The sequence below is a fragment of the Rhodopseudomonas sp. RCAM05734 genome (genome assembly GCF_052658035.1).
Window position 1 is genome coordinate 3,746,018 of the sequence record NZ_CP199742.1, and the last position, 15,026, is coordinate 3,761,043.

Below are 15,026 nucleotides of genomic sequence, written 5' to 3' on the forward strand. Positions count from 1 at the left end.
GGGAATGCGCGTTTATCGTAAATGATTGGTTAGCGGGAACCTCACCTAAGTGAGTTCCTACGACATCTGACCGAATCGACTTAGTGCTTCGCGGCGGCTTTGGCCTCGCGATCTAGCCTGTTTAGTAGATCCGTCAGATCGTCGGCATCTTCCATGCTCATGCATGTCTGCCAGCGGGCCTCGACGATCGCGGGTGAAAATTCCATCAAGAGACATTCCAGCTTGATGGCACCATCCCGCCGCCCGCCATACGAAACATGAGCCGCACTTCGGACGCCGGCCGAGCTGCGCTGAACAGCCATCCCTGCATCTGGGTGCAGCCCAGCGCCCGCAGCTGATCGAGCTGCTGCTTGGTTTCCACGCCTTCCGCGGTAGTGACCATGTTGCGCGCATTGGCAATTGTCACTACGGCCTGAACAATCGACGAGCTCCCCCTCTCCGGCAGATCGGCGATGAAGGTTCGGTCGATCTTAATCTTGTCGAATGGGAAGCGCCGCAAATAGCTCAGGCTCGAATATCCGATGCCGAAGTCGTCCAGCGCGATGCGCACCCCGATGGCTCGCAGCCGATGCAGAGTCGCCAGCGCCGCTTCGTCGTCGCGGATCAGCACGGCCTCCGTGATCTCCAGCTCGAGGCGGGCTGCTGACAGGCCGGACACCGCCAATGCATTCATAACGCGCAATGACAAGCTCTGAGACTTGAACTGTACCGGCGACACGTTGACTGCGATTTTGATATGCTTAGGCCATGTGGAGGCTTCCGTACAGGCGGTCAGCAGCACCCACTCGCCTAACTCAGTGATTAGGCCCGTATCCTCGGCTACTGGAATAAAATCGGCTGGAGAAATAACGCCCTTGACCGGATGATTCCAGCGAAGAAGGGCCTCGCATCCACATATTTCATTGCTAAGTATATCAACTACCGGCTGGTAATACAGATCGAATGCAACGTCACGAATCGCTTCGCGCAAATCGATCTCTAGTTCGCGGTGCGCTCTCGCCTTCGCGTCCATCTGAGGTTCAAAAAAGCGATACATCCGACGTCCCGAAGACTTTGCTTCATACATCGCCAAATCTGCATTCTTTATCAGTTGGTCAATTTCGATCCCATTTGCGGGAGCCATGGCGATGCCAACGCTGGCATCAACCGAGATCTGGTGGACTCCGCAATTAAACGGATCTCTGATCGAGAGGTACATCCTTTTTACGAGATCCTCAACATCGGCGGGATCGGACACAGATCTCTGGATGATCGCAAATTCGTCGCCGCCAAGGCGGGCAACGAAATCAATCTCTCTAGTGCAAGCTTTCAAACGTTGCGCCAGCAATCTCAAAAACTCATCACCTACGGAATGACCTAATGAATCGTTGATCTCCTTAAATTGATCAATATCGATGTAGAGAAGCGCGAACAGACCGCCATGTTCTATCCGTTTGAGCTCCAACTCTAATCGCTCTCGGAAAAGAGCGCGGTTAGGAAGTTCTGTAAGCGAATCGTAGTGCGCAAGATGTTCGATCCGCTGTTCAGAGCGTTTTAGCTCTGTAATGTCCTCGTGTGTCGCGACCCACCCCCCAGAAGGTAGAGGTTGGTTGACAATCTGAACTGAGCGACCAGATTTGGTAGTCAAAATTGTGTGGGTTAGCCGTTTCTCACCAACGTTTTTCAGAACAGCATCGCAAAACTCATCTGGATTGCCCTCGAACGAGCCCGTCTCTTTTCGATGTTTCATAACGTCTCGGAAGAGGCGCCCGGGCCGAATTACCTCTAATGAGAGGCCATACATTTCGATATAGCGCCGATTGAAGAGTACGACCCTCGAAGAGGAATCATATAGCATCAGACCCTGTGTAATATTGTTGAGAGCTGTTTCGAGCTGTTGCTTGGCCACTTGATGTCGTCGCGCCAATTGCCTCAAAATTAGAAACAGCGTGAGCGCGACAACAAGAGCTGTAAGTATGGTCACGCCGGCCATGAGCTTCGTTTGATCTCGCCATTCAACGAGAGCTGAACTGTCGGTCATCAGCACAGTGCCCAACGCTATCGCCGCTATGAGCAGAAAGCCGCTAAGAACCAGCGATAGTATCGGACCCGTCCACGACGGCACGCTAGCTATAAAGCTAGCTTCAATTGGCCGTGGTTTGAATCCTCGCGAGCGCCGCATACCAGTTTCCCTCACAAACCATAAGGTGCTTTGATTGAGAGCCGATTAGCGTAAATGATTACCTAAAAATTAAGGATGGAGTGGGCCCCTCAGAGTAGACGGGATCAGACCTCTGGATTGACCGTCTGCCGGGTGTGTTGATTCTCGAACTGTACAGGGCTGATATAACTGAGGGCCGAGTGGAGCCTTCGGGTATTGTAGGCCACGTCGAAGAATTGGGAAAGAGTTTCGACGACGTCAGCGAACCTCTAGAACGCCATTGGGTAGCGCTATCGCGCGCCGGGACCAGGCATCAAGAATGATGGCGACATAGATGAAGCCACCGACGATGGTGAATGAACGGATAACAGCTTCATCGAATCCTTCAACGGCAAGTTCAGAAGCGAATGCCTGAACACGCACTGGTTCCTGAGCCTTGACGACGCACGGCAGAAAATGGAGGATTGGCGTAGAGACTACAACGAAGTCCGGCCACATAGCGCGATCGGTAACAAGGCGCCGATATCGCTGTTGAATGGCTCATCGGCGCCCCCGCCGGCATGAGCCTAACCCCGGAAAACTCCAGCTCCGGCTGGCCTAGTTTTGGGGGAGCACTTCATGTGCTCGGCGACAGGATCGCGGACTGGTCGGATCTGGGGGAGCGGCCGTTCTGGCGCAAGATGGAAAAGAATAGCTATTGCTGGCCGATTGACGCCGACGGCAACCGCAGGCCTTTCGCCGCCATTCCCCATCACGTCGGCGAGCTCAGCGACAACGTCTGGCGCTCGCTGGCTCGGCGGGTGCGTGGCGGCGCATTTGCGGACTAGGATACGCCGTTCCAGGAATTCATCTGGGGCGATTATTTCCGTACGTTCATGAGCCGCCGGCTGATCGAGCTGCAGTTCGATCGCGCAGTCGATCTGGCGAAAACGCTCGCGCGTCTGGCAGAAGCCGAGGACCTTCCAGGCTTCTTTCACATGGAGCCGCGCTCAAAGTGAATCCGTAGGCAGTCGCGACAGGCTATTGCTATCGCGCGGCATCGCCAAACCACTTTGCCTGAATGCGCTGATATTCACCGGTTTCCTTCAGATTCAGCAGCGCCTGGTCGATGGCGCGGCGCCGCGAAGAGGCCGGCAGGAAAGCAATGCCATAGTGCTGCGACTGGAATACCGGACCGGAAAGGCGAACGCGCCCTTTTCTCGTTCCGGCAGCAAAATAGGCCAACACCGGTTCATCGTAAACAATCGCATCCGCCTTGCCCGTCTCCACAGCATCTAGGGCAACATCCACATCGGAATATTCGGTCGCCGCTATACGTTGGGATTTCAACCACGTGGCTGCCGTGCTGCCGCTGACGGTCGCAATCCACCGGCCGCCAAGATCGTTCGGCCCTGTGGTGCTGTGTTCGATTTGCGTGATTGTCATTCGTGTGGTCACGGTCGCGGTGAAATAGGACGCGAACAACACTGCGAACAAGAGATAGGGCATCGCCACGATACGGCCAACGAGCCTGCTCGGCATGTCCTGAGCCTGACCGCTGAGCGCACTGATCGACCACCACAGAGCCTCTCCAAACTGACCGACCGTCGTCTTGGCCTGCAGCAGGCCTGTCGCTGCTTTGCGCTCGGATAACCAGAGGAACGGCACGGGTATGAGCACCAGCACCAAAATCACAGCGATGAGCTCGAGAAAGGCCTCGGACCCAATAAAGGAGAGGAGATTGTCGAGCGCCCGGGCCGCCAGCATCGGCTGCGACGCAACGGCGACACGGAGGCCGCTGTTGAACATAGGTTGTGAAAAATCGAACGTCTTCTCACGTTCCGCCGTAATCGAGATCGCGGCGATGCCGAGGTCCGCCTTTCCCGACGCGACATCGGACAAAATCCCCTGCACACTGTCGGTGACGACGAACTCGGTCGTCGCCCCTATGTCCCTCGCGATCGCATTCCAGAGATCGGCGCTGAATCCCGTGAGATTGCCGCGCTCATCCCGCATGATAAAAGGCCGGACGACGCGCGTGGAAACTTTGACCGGGGATTGCGCCACCGGCGTCTGAGCTTCCGCGGAGGGCACCGGAACGGCGAATACCGCAAGCAATAGCATGAACGTCAGCCGACTGAAGATCATGGATGCATTCCCGAGATTCAACTAACGCAGACAAAACAATGACACGAGGTCCGCAGTGCTCAATATCCCTCGCGCAAGCGTCGCTTTATCTTGCGCCACCGACGCGTCACGCAAGATGCCCACCCATTTTCAAATCATATTATTGAGAAAGCAGGTGCAAACGAACCCAACGCGCTCTGTCATCATTTCCGGAACATTCCCCCTGGAGCCCCTTCAAGGATTTCCTGTATTATTGAAGAGATAGCACCATTGCGTTTAAGTAAAACAATCGCATGATTTATGGACGAAACTGTTTCAGCTGAAAGCGTCGGAGAGACTGCAAATGCCTGCAGCTCCGGACGAATTCGCCTAATTGGAATCGAAACAACGGCCCATCTCGCATTCGCCCTGGCGGCCAGATATTTGAGCTGATTTTCATCCGCAAGGACAGCATCAATGTTTTCCTTTGCTAGAAACTCCAGCGCCGAATCGATATCGTTTAATTTTATGGCGGCTGCTTTTTTATCGCTAGAATTTGAATTTAGCTCCTCTAATAACGCCTCACTCACAGTTCCGGAAAGCACACCAACCCGAAGACCGACGAGGTCCTCAAGACGGTTCAGATTCCCTCCAACCGTACTTGTCGCTTCACTCACGGCACTAACCGCCAAGTATCCAACGAGTAGCGACGTGAAAACCGTTCGGCCTATAAAAGCTACGCTTACAACAAAAATCCCACCGACGCTCTCAACGACCTTATCACTTCCAACCCCAGTGAATAGATTCAAAAAAAGCTTTGCAAAACTCCGAACTCTCCCGATTCGCTGGGTGCTCGGTGCTGATACGTACCTCTCTATTATCCATACCCAAAAACACATCAGCATAACTAGGCTAATAAACGTTCCAAGAAGCAAAGCTAATGCGGGGGATGCAAGGCTTTTTATAAACGCGCGACCGTAGCGCAAACGGCTTATTTCCACCATAACCGCTTGGCCATCCTCTTGATAAGGAATTGTAAATTGAAACTGCCTGAAGCGATCGGGTGAAATACTTAAGCAGCCAACCGCAACATCAAGATCGTCACTGCGGGTCGCTTCCAGCATCGTATTTACCGACGACCACTCAGATACCGTGTAGGGAAGCTTTTCATGATCAGCTATTAGGCGCCATAGATCTATGGCAATGCCACGCCATTCGGAATGACTTAGATAAGTACAAGGAGCCGCCCCGCCTACAACTCCTACTCGCAGAGTATGCTCCGCTGCTACAAGATGGCAAATTGAGATAAAAAGAATAAATACAACCATCAATAATAACTGAATCCAACGAAACAGCGGCGAGCCGCATGCAAGGTGAGCACTATTTTTCGTCCCCCTTAAATTGCTTAGATGGTCGTTTAGACAAACAGGTCCTTGCAAAACAGGGCGACCCAATAGCAGTTCAACCCAGTTGCTCACGACGATAGAGATTCGAAACACGACGACTTGTCGCGGGTCGAATCCCTTTCCGGGCAATAGTCCGTTCAAATCCATTGGCCGTTCTATTCTGTTAGGTAGGCAAAGAAGCCCAGCATGCAGCGAGCACAACTACTCGCATTGATCTGGAGCAAGGCCGCGCCTTCATTCGCGAAGAACTGCTCGATGGGGTTCAGGTCCGGAGAGTATTTCGGTAGGAAGAACAGGCGAGCGCCGGCTGCGCGGATGGCATGGCGCACGGCGCGGCTCTTGTGCGAGCCGAAATTGTCCATGATGACGATGTCGCCCGGCCGCAGCGTGGGGACAAGAACGCTCTCGACGTAGACGCGGAATCTGTCGCCATTGATGGGCCCGTCGAGCAGCTACGGGACGGTGACGCGATCGTGGCGCAACGCCGCGAGGAAGGTCATGGTCTGCCAGTGGCCATGCGGCACGTGGGCTTTGATCCGCTGCCCGCGCGGCGCCCATCCCCGCAGCGGCGCCATGTCGGTTTTGGTCCAGGTCTCATCGATGAAGACCAGCCGGGCCGGATCGATGTGGCTGCGGTATTTGCGCCATTGTGCGCGACGGCGGACAACGTCGGGACGGCCTTCCGTTGGCTCATGTCGCTGACTGCGACATGAGCCGTTGGTTTAATCGTACCGCTGATAGATCGTTACCGATGCCTAAGAGATAGCCGTTCGCTTATTCGATAATCGGGCGAACAGCGCCGCTACCCCTTACGGCATGGAAAATCGGTCAAAAAACACAAAGTAAAACACTGCTTTTCGCTGCTTTAGAAGCTGGCACGTCTCCTGCATGACCGTTTTGACCGATTGTCCGGTTGGGAAACAGGAGATGGCTATGCCTACACAGTTTGACCGTCGCTACTTTCTGAAGGGAGCTGCCGGCGCTGCGGTTGCCACTGGCTATGCACAGATCGATCCGGGCTTCTTCATCTCAAGGGCTCATGCCCAAGCCGGCAAGACCATGAGCTTTCTGTCGGCCGAAAACATCACGGGCAATTGGGATCCGACCGCGCACACGACGCTGTCGCAGAAGAACATCGAAGGCTTCGTGATGGGCTTTCTCACCCGCACGCCAATGAAGCTCGATAATCCCGGCGAGGTGATCTACGAGCTCGCGACCGACATCAAGCTGCTCGATCCCAATCGCCTGCAGATCAAGCTGCGTCAGGGCGTGACTTTCCATGACGGCAAGCCGTTCAAGGCGGAAGACGTTAAGGCCACATTCGAATATGGCTCGCGCGCGGATCGCCCGGCGCAGTGGTATCCCGGCCCCACAGAAACGTTGAAGATCGAGACGCCGGACGACTACACAGTGATCGTCGATACGTCGAAGGGCGGCTATCCCGCGCATCTCTTCATGTTCCTGGCGGCGTTCCTGCCGATCATGTCGGCAAAGGACATCGCGGCCGGCTCCGGCGGCGTGCTGTCCCAGCGGCTTAACGGCACCGGACCGTTCCGATTCGTCGAACAGCGCGGCAACGACACCGTAATGAAGGCATATGACGGCTATTTCAAAGGCAAGCCTGCCATTGCCGGCATCAACTTCACTTTCACTGGCGATTCCACCACACGGATGCTCTCGCTGATGAACGGCCAGGCCTCGATCGTCGAGCGCCTCGAGCCCGAGCAGATCGATGCGGCCAAGGGCAATGCCAATATCCGCATCAATCGCGTGGTGTCGGTCGAGAACAAGTATCTGTGGTTCCGCTGCTCGAAGCCGCCGTTCAACGATCCGCGCATCCGCCTCGCTGCCTGTCACGCCATCAACCGCGACCTCATTCTCGAAGTGCTGGGATCGGCCGGCCATGCATCGTCGAACTTCGTGTCGCCCGTGAAGTTCGGCTACGTCGATCTCGAAAACTATCCGAAATTTGATCCGAAGAAATCCCAGGCGTTGCTTGCGGAGGCAGGCTTCCCGAACGGCAAGGGGTTGCCGGTGCTCGAATATATCACATCGGTCGGTTTCTATCCGAAGACCAAGGAATATGGCGAGGTAATCACCGCGATGCTCAACGAGCAGGGCTTCAATGTCAGCCTCACGGTGCTCGAGCCCGCCGCCTGGAACGAACGGCTCTATCATCGTCCGGGCGGCGGTCCCGGCCATATGGTGGATTGCGGCTGGTCGACTGGCTCGCCCGAGCCCGATCTGGTCCTGCGCACCCACTTCCATTCGTCGTCGCACCGCATCTGCGGCATCGAGGATCCTGCCATCGATGCAAGCCTCGACAAGGAACGCAGCGCGACGACTCTCGAAGAGCGCAAGAAGATCCTGCAAACCGAGACGATGCCCTTGCTCGCCTCGAAAATGCCGGCGCTCTCGCTGTTCACGTCGGTGATGATCCACGCGATGCAGAAAGACTTCGAAGGCCTGTACATTTATCCGGATGGATCGATGGACGCATCCAAGCCCGCTGCCTAATCGAGCGCGATCTCCGCGCGCCGCAATGATGCGGTGCGTGGAGACGCTTGTTCTCCACGGAGCTTCGGAATGTTCGTTCTGAATTTTCTCATACGGCGCCTTGCTCAGGGAGTCGTCATCATCTTGCTCGTCTCGCTGCTGATCTTCACATTGCTGAGGGTCGTGCCGGGCGATCCCGTACGGCTGATGGCGGGAGGCATGGCGCCCGAAGCGCTGATCGAGAAGATCGCAACCGATATGGGTTTGCGCGATCCGATTCTGGTGCAGTTCGGCCGCTACATGTATGGCGTCGTCCGCGGCGATCTCGGCCAGTCCTTCGTGCGGCCCGCGAACGGAGCCTCGACCGGTGGAGCGAGCTTCAACGACACGACGCGTGGCGAGCGGGCTTCTGTTCTCGGTCTCATTATGGAAGTTCTGCCCATGACACTGCAGCTCGCTGCGGTGACTCTGGTGATCGCGCTGGTGTTTTCGGGGATCGTGGGGATCGCCGGCGGCCTCGCCATCGGGCGATGGCCGGACAAGCTCGCATTCTACGTGTCGTCCGTCTTCGTTTCACTGCCGAATTTCTGGCTGGGCATCGTTCTGGCGCTGCTGTTCTCCGTCAAGCTCGGTTGGTTGCCGGCGATCGGCTATCGCGGCTTCGCCTATACGATCCTGCCGGCCATCGTGCTTGCTGTGGAATTGTCCCCGGTGCTGATCAGAACGCTGGTGAGTTCGGTGTCGGCGCAAATGACCGAGCCCTATGTGGCGGTCGGTTATGTGCGCGGCCTCAGCCGCAGCCGCATCATCGCCAACCATGTGCTGCGCAACGCGTCGGTGCCGCTGCTCAACCTGCTGGGAATCCAGTTCTCCAGCCTGCTCGGCGGCGTCATCATCGTCGAATACATTTTCGACTATCCCGGTCTCGGCCTGCTGACGATCAACGCGGTGCTGCAACGTGATTTCCCGCTGATCCAGGGCATCGCGATCGTGACCAGCGCCATCTTCGTGCTCATCAATATCATTGTCGATCTCGTTGCCACCGCCATGGATCCGAGGCTGGAATACTGATGTCCATCGTCCCCGCCACCGCAGCGCCCATTGTGCCCGTTACATCACAACGCTCCATTGCTCGCCGAATTTTCGGCAGGGCAGCGTCGATGCCCGGCTTTCGCGTGGGCCTGGGAATATTTCTCGTCCTCGCGCTGGCCGCGGCATTCTACCCCGAGCTAAGCGGCATCGACCCCACCAAGATAAATATCAAGGCACGGCTGCTGCCGCCGCTGTTCATCGGCAACAACTGGAGCTGGGCCTATCCGCTCGGAACGGACCAAATCGGCCGCGACATGCTGGTTCGTTCGCTGGTGGGCTTGCGCTATTCGTTCCTGATCGGCGTCGCGTCGGTCACCGTGATGCTGATCATAGGCTGTGCGCTCGGCACTATCGCGGGATATTTCGGCAACCGGACCGACGCCGTCATCATGCGGCTGACCGATGCTCAACTCTCTATTCCCATGATCATACTCGCCATCGCGGTTCTGGGCGTGTCACGGCCGACCATCCCGGCGATCATTCTGGTGCTCGGCGTCTCCAACTGGCCGGTCTATGCACGCATCATGCGCAGCATCGTCATGACCGAGCGGCAACGCGAATATGTTCGCGCCGCCAAGATCGGCGGATCAACGGATCTCCGCATCATCCTGACGCTGCTGCTGCCGCTTCTCTTGCCGCCGGTGCTGTTCACGTCGGTTCTCGACGTGGCCCGCATGATGATCTTCGAATCGACGCTTGGCTTTCTCGGCCTTGGCGTCCAGCCTCCGACGCCGACATTCGGCAACATCATCGCCGACGGCCGCAAATATCTGCTCAATGCCTGGTGGATCGCCACCATGCCGGGCCTTTTTCTCGGCCTGACGCTCACCAGCATCAATCTGATGGGCGCTTCCCTCGAACGCGCACGCAGCACCATTCATGGAGGTTCGGAGTGATGACAGAGCCGCTTCTCGAACTTAGGAATGTGACGGTCACCGCCGGCCGCAGCACCTCGAAGATCATTCTCGACGATGTATCACTGAGCCTCGCGCCACGCGAAATTGTCGGCGTGGTCGGCGCCAGCGGGTCCGGCAAGACCGTGCTCTCGAAGGCCGTCGTCAACTGGCTGGAGCCGCCGCTGGCGAAGCAATCCGGCGAGGTGCTGTTCGAAGGACGTGACCTCTACGCCATGCGCGGTTCCGACATGCGGCTGCTGCGCCAGCGAATTTCTTACGTGGGTGCGAACCCGCAGGGCGCGCTGGATCCGACGCTGTCGGTGGGTGCACAGATCGTGGAGAAGATGCGTGCCGTCGTCCCCAACGTTTCACGCCGGGAGGCGCAGGATCGGGTCGTCGAACTGCTCGACGCTGTCCGCATCCCCTCGGCACGCAGCCGCTTTCATGACTATCCGTCGCATTTTTCGGGCGGGATGATGCAGCGTGCGCTGATCGTAGACGCGCTGGTGACAAACCCGGCTTTGCTGGTCGCGGACAACGTCACGCAGCCGCTCGACGTCACCGTGGCCGCGCAGGTGATCAGGCTGATGAAGGAGCTGACGACTAATTTCGACACCGCCGTCCTGTTTGTGTCTTCCTCCTTGCCGGTCGCACGGGAAGCATGTTCTCGGATCCTGGTTATGGATAAGGGCCGGATCGTCGAGGAGCAGTCCACCGAGGATCTGATCGCAAAACCGATCTATTCATATACGCGCGATCTCGTCAGCCAGACGCCGAAAATCTGGATCGACGCGCCCGTGCCCGCGCCGCCCGACGATCGCCGGGATGTCGTGCTCAGCCTGCGTGATGCGTCGCAAAGTTATAAGGTGCGCAAGAAGACCGGTTTCGGCGGGGTTGATCTGGTACGCGCCGTGCGCAATGTCACATTCGACATCCGGCGCGGCGACAGCTTTGCCATCGTGGGCGAGTCCGGTTGCGGAAAATCCACGCTGATGCGGCTGCTGTGCCGGCTCGAACTGCCGAGTTCCGGCCAGATTCTGTGCAGCGAGGCCGATATCGCAAATCTGAAAGGCAAGCAGCTACTGGCATTCCGCGGGAAACTGCAGATGGTCCTGCAAGACCCGTTCGGATCGCTGCCGCCTCGCACCTCGGTCGGCAAGATACTGGAGGATCCGCTGCGAACGCACGGATGGCGTGACAAGGCAAAGATTCGAGCGCGTGTACTGAAGGTGATGGGAGAGGTCGGACTGCCGGTCGATCTCTATGAGGAGCTTCCGCTGGGACTGAGCGCCGGGCAGCGGCAGCGCATCAATGTTGCACGCGCGCTGGTTCTGGAGCCCGAGATCCTGATCATGGACGAAACCCTGTCGTCGCTCGACCAGGCCGAGCAGTTCAAGCTCTTGGATCTGTTCCAGAAGCTGCAGAAAGAATACGATCTCACCTACATCTACATCTCGCACGACCTCGCGATGGTGCGGAAGGCGTGCAACCGCGTCGCCGTGATGTATCTCGGCGAAGTGTTCGAACTGGCCGATAACGAACGCCTGTTCTTCGATCCGGGGCATCCCTATACGAGGGCGCTTCTCAGCGCGATGCCGACGCTCGAACAGCGGCGCTATCGGCCTGAGGATTGCTTGATGGAAGGCGAGCCGCCGAGCCCGCTCAACATTCCCGAAGGGTGCAGTTTCAGGTCGCGATGTCCGCAAGCGATGGACAAATGCAGCCAGTTGCAACCAAGCCTGACTGTGCGGGAACGGCAGGATTTTGCCGCGTGCCATCTTGTGGTGCCGCCGGCCGCAACGGGTCGTTTCAGCGAGACGGCCACCGGCAGTTCCCGAGGATGATCATGCATAATAATATGCGCCAAGAGCCTGCAAAAGCCGTTGAAGTCGAGGAACGTTCATGAGTTTCACGGAGCATCGCCTGGAATTGATCCGCGATATGCTGCGTCATACGCAACGGGTTCACGTCAAGGATCTCGTCGATCAGCTCGGCGTCAGCCATGAGTCGATCAGGCGGGATCTCAGGGAGCTCGAGACGCAGGGGTTTGCGCGCCGGGTTTACGGTGGCGCCGTCATCGATCGGCAGGAAAGCGACCAGCCGTTTGCGGAACGTCTGCGCGTCGGCGCCAAGGAAAAGGCGCGCATCGGCGAAGCCGCCGCGGCGCTGGTCGACCACGGCATGAAGGTCTTCATCGACGAGGGAACGACGGCGCTTGCCTGCTTGCGCTATATCGAGGGACGCAAGGATCTCACCATCGTGAGCAATTCACTGGCTGTCGCATCCCACTTCTACCGGGAGCCGGCGCCCAGTGTGCGCGTGCTCGGTGGCCGGCTGCGGCCTGAGTATCAGGCGACCTTCGGGCCGGAAACGGTTGCCGCGATGAAGGACCACTTCTTCGATCTCGCGATCATCGCCATTAGTGCTGTGCATGCCGAGCGCGGCTTCATGGACTATGGCGAGGACGAGGCGATCATACGCAGGATCGCACGAACACAGGCCAAGCGCGCCATCATTGTTGCCGACAGCTCGAAATTCGGGCGCATCGGTTCGATCCACACATTCGGCTTGCCTGATGTGCACGCCGTGGTCACCGGGGCGCCGCTGACCAAGGACTTCGCCAGCCAATTCCTGAAATCCAAAGTGGACATCATCTATGCCTGATACCCTCTCTGATCGCGCAACGATCGACGAAGCCCGTCTGCAGGCGATGATGGACGAACTGTCGGTCTTCGGCGGTGGACCCGACGGCGCCATGACGCGGCTGACATTGTCGAAAGAAGATGGCAAGGCGCGAGATTGGCTTGCGGGCTGGTTTGCCGCTCACGGCTTCACCCAGGATGTCGACGCGATCGGCAACCAGTTCGGCAGCATGGCGCTGGCTGGCGCCAACGCCCCGGTGGTCATGGTGGGGTCGCATATCGACAGCCAGCCCAATGGCGGTAGGTTCGACGGCGCACTCGGCGTAGTATCGGCCTGCGAGGCCGTTCTTGCTGTGTCACAGCGTCTCAAGGCCGAGAACAAGCCCTCGTTCTGCAATTTTCAGGTGGTGAACTGGACCAATGAAGAGGGCGCGCGATTCCAGCCGAGCCTGCTTGGCAGCAGCGTGTTCGCCGGGGCGGCCGAACTCGACTGGGCGCTCGACCGCGTCGATGGCGAGGGGATCTCGGTGCGGCAGTCGCTCGCGCAGATCGGATATGCGGGCACGAGCAAGGTTGCCGTGCCCAGCGCGTTGATCGAACTTCACATCGAGGGCGACAAGGCGTTATTCCAGTCCGGAGAGAAGTTCGGCGTCTTTACGCGGTTCTGGGGCGCCACAAAATATCGCCTCGCATTTCTCGGCCGGCAGGCTCACACGGGCGCGACGCCGATGGCGGAACGCAAGGACGCCGTGCTCGCCGCCGCCTATCTCATCTCCGACCTCAAGCAGATTTCGCGCGAGCACGGTCTTGATGTGCACACGTCCGTTGGGCGGCTCGAAGTATTCCCAAATTCACCGAACACCGTGCCTTCGGAGGCCGTTCTGTTCATCGAGCTGCGCTCTGGTTCGCCCGAGATTCTTGCCGAGGCCGAAGCCAAGATGCTGGTCCGGATCGAGGTGGCGGCAGCGAATGCCAGCGTCGCCTACGAAGTCCGCGCGATTGATCGTCGCAACGCCGGCCGTTTCGATCCGGGACTGATCGCGCTGGCCGAGCGAGCCGCCGCGACATACGGAGAGACTGCCCGCTCGCTGGATACGATCGGCGGTCACGATGCGGTCGCGCTGTCGGCGGTCTGCCCGTCCATCGTGATGGCCGTGCGCTCGCGCGATGGCGTTATTCATCATCCCACCGAATTCACCAGCGCCGCGGATCAAGCCTTCGGTACGCAGGTCCTGGCGGACATGCTCTACGAGGTAGCCTGCAAGGGTCTGCAAAGCTTCGGCAACACGGACGGGGCATAATATGAAGGCGCTTGGAAATCCCGCTTCACCAACCGAGCACCGCGCGGAGCGCGCGATCTTGAGCCTGCCGATGCTCGATGCATCGCGGGTGACTTATGCCGCCTGCACGTCGCCGGTGGCGTCGCCGTCCTACCAGGCCGTCGAATCGCAGTCGTTCGATGTTGCGATCGGCGGGGCAGAGCCGAGCTACTTCCTGCGCCTGGCAAATGACGAAGTGGCTGAGCTGGTCGATGACGATGTTTCGTTCGCCGCCGCCGGCAGGCTCAACGATCTCGCGTTCTCGCCGCGACCTGTGGGACGGGCAGCCGAGCAGCGCGCTGTGCTGTTCGCGCGGCTCGGAAACGGATGGCGTGGGGCCAAGATCGACGATTTGATGCAGCCGCCGATGGTGAGCCGGTTGATAGACATGCAGAAAACCATAGCGGCGGGCGCGCCGTTCGCGCGGTCGTGGTCGGTGTTCGACGGCATCGACGGGCTGAAGACGCTCGTCGCGCAGAGCGGTGAGACCCTGCCCGCGGACGCAGACTGGATGCTGGAATGGATGGCGGCGATGCGCGAGGCGATCTCCGCGGCGGGCGTCACCTACAAGCCCGCGCATGGCGATCCGCATTCCTCCAACGTGATGTTCGGACCGGAAGGGGCGGTCATGCTGGTGGATTTCGACATGGCGGCGGATATGGATCCCTACTATCAGCTTGGCGCTCAGATGAACGAACTCTATCAGTTCGAGAGCCAGATGAAGCCGCTGCTGGAAATGCATGATGGGCATTTCAGCGAAACAACCTTCAGCCGTTGCCGGATCTATGCTGCTGCCGACGACCTGTACTGGGCACTGCGCAGCCTGCTGCAGCATGCGCGATCGCCGCTGCGCAGCGTCGAATTCCTGAAATATGCGGGCTGGCGTTTTCTGCGCTGCCGGATGCTGCTGGGGAACCCCGGTTTCGAGCAGCGTCTGCGATCTCTCTAGG

The 15,026-nt window shown here is 58.3% G+C and carries 13 protein-coding genes and 2 pseudogenes; 10 read left to right on the plus strand and 5 right to left on the minus strand.

Features of this window, described 5'->3' with window-relative positions; genetic code table 11:
- Window positions 1-205 precede the first annotated feature (205 nt).
- Together ACUXVA_RS17650 and ACUXVA_RS17655 are read right to left on the minus strand one after the other, a co-directional pair.
- On the minus strand, window positions 206-2,020 hold the full coding sequence (locus tag ACUXVA_RS17650; protein WP_445487286.1) for a putative bifunctional diguanylate cyclase/phosphodiesterase: 1,815 nt from the start codon (window positions 2,018-2,020) through the stop codon (window positions 206-208).
- Window positions 2,021-2,265: 245 nt separating this feature from the next.
- Window positions 2,266-2,367 (minus strand): IS3 family transposase, encoded by a 102-nt coding sequence (locus ACUXVA_RS17655; protein ID WP_413776377.1) that lies wholly within the window; start codon window positions 2,365-2,367, stop codon window positions 2,266-2,268.
- A 133-nt stretch (window positions 2,368-2,500) separates the two neighbouring features.
- On the opposite strand from ACUXVA_RS17655, the pseudogene ACUXVA_RS17660 reads away from it, so the two are divergent.
- From ACUXVA_RS17660 to ACUXVA_RS17670, 3 genes and pseudogenes are all read left to right on the plus strand, one after another.
- Window positions 2,501-2,704 (plus strand): annotated as a pseudogene (locus ACUXVA_RS17660) (integrase core domain-containing protein); the annotation flags it as partial.
- A gap of 56 nt (window positions 2,705-2,760) precedes the next feature.
- Window positions 2,761-2,967: a ParB/Srx family N-terminal domain-containing protein gene (locus tag ACUXVA_RS17665; RefSeq protein WP_265079131.1), complete on the plus strand. Its 207-nt coding sequence runs from the start codon at window positions 2,761-2,763 to the stop codon at window positions 2,965-2,967.
- A 48-nt stretch (window positions 2,968-3,015) separates the two neighbouring features.
- Complete coding sequence (locus ACUXVA_RS17670) at window positions 3,016-3,138, plus strand: hypothetical protein (protein ID WP_265079130.1); 123 nt, start codon at window positions 3,016-3,018, stop codon at window positions 3,136-3,138.
- Between the two features lie 28 nt (window positions 3,139-3,166).
- Here the strand turns inward: ACUXVA_RS17670 and ACUXVA_RS17675 are convergent, their stop codons facing one another.
- The 3 genes and pseudogenes from ACUXVA_RS17675 to ACUXVA_RS17685 all read right to left on the minus strand — a co-directional run.
- Window positions 3,167-4,267 (minus strand): transporter substrate-binding domain-containing protein, encoded by a 1,101-nt coding sequence (locus ACUXVA_RS17675; protein WP_265079129.1) that lies wholly within the window; start codon window positions 4,265-4,267, stop codon window positions 3,167-3,169.
- 182 nt (window positions 4,268-4,449) lie between these two features.
- Entirely contained in the window at window positions 4,450-5,778 is a 1,329-nt protein-coding gene (locus ACUXVA_RS17680) for a substrate-binding periplasmic protein (protein WP_445487289.1), read from the minus strand.
- A gap of 92 nt (window positions 5,779-5,870) precedes the next feature.
- Window positions 5,871-6,314 (minus strand): annotated as a pseudogene (locus ACUXVA_RS17685) (IS630 family transposase); the annotation flags it as partial.
- A 250-nt stretch (window positions 6,315-6,564) separates the two neighbouring features.
- Between ACUXVA_RS17685 and ACUXVA_RS17690 the strand changes: the two are divergent.
- The 7 genes from ACUXVA_RS17690 (at window position 6,565) to ACUXVA_RS17720 (ending at window position 15,025) form a co-directional block, all read left to right on the plus strand.
- Window positions 6,565-8,148: an ABC transporter substrate-binding protein gene (locus tag ACUXVA_RS17690; RefSeq protein WP_265079127.1), complete on the plus strand. Its 1,584-nt coding sequence runs from the start codon at window positions 6,565-6,567 to the stop codon at window positions 8,146-8,148.
- Window positions 8,149-8,217: 69 nt separating this feature from the next.
- Window positions 8,218-9,198: an ABC transporter permease gene (locus ACUXVA_RS17695; protein ID WP_265079126.1), complete on the plus strand. Its 981-nt coding sequence runs from the start codon at window positions 8,218-8,220 to the stop codon at window positions 9,196-9,198.
- Window positions 9,198-10,115: an ABC transporter permease gene (locus ACUXVA_RS17700; protein WP_265079125.1), complete on the plus strand. Its 918-nt coding sequence runs from the start codon at window positions 9,198-9,200 to the stop codon at window positions 10,113-10,115. The genes ACUXVA_RS17695 and ACUXVA_RS17700 overlap by 1 nt, the downstream gene beginning before the upstream one ends.
- Window positions 10,115-11,959, plus strand: a complete 1,845-nt coding sequence (locus ACUXVA_RS17705) for an ABC transporter ATP-binding protein (RefSeq protein ID WP_265083765.1) — start codon at window positions 10,115-10,117, stop codon at window positions 11,957-11,959. The genes ACUXVA_RS17700 and ACUXVA_RS17705 overlap by 1 nt, the downstream gene beginning before the upstream one ends.
- A 58-nt stretch (window positions 11,960-12,017) precedes the next feature.
- A complete protein-coding gene (locus ACUXVA_RS17710) occupies window positions 12,018-12,779 on the plus strand; it encodes a DeoR/GlpR family DNA-binding transcription regulator (RefSeq protein WP_265079124.1) in 762 nt (253 codons plus the stop codon).
- On the plus strand, window positions 12,772-14,058 hold the full coding sequence (locus tag ACUXVA_RS17715; RefSeq protein ID WP_265079123.1) for a Zn-dependent hydrolase: 1,287 nt from the start codon (window positions 12,772-12,774) through the stop codon (window positions 14,056-14,058). The genes ACUXVA_RS17710 and ACUXVA_RS17715 overlap by 8 nt, the downstream gene beginning before the upstream one ends.
- Window position 14,059: 1 nt before the next feature.
- The gene (locus tag ACUXVA_RS17720) at window positions 14,060-15,025 is read left to right on the plus strand and encodes a phosphotransferase (protein WP_265079122.1); all 966 of its coding nucleotides are present in this window, start codon (window positions 14,060-14,062) and stop codon (window positions 15,023-15,025) included.
- The last annotated feature ends 1 nt before the right edge of the window (window position 15,026 follow it).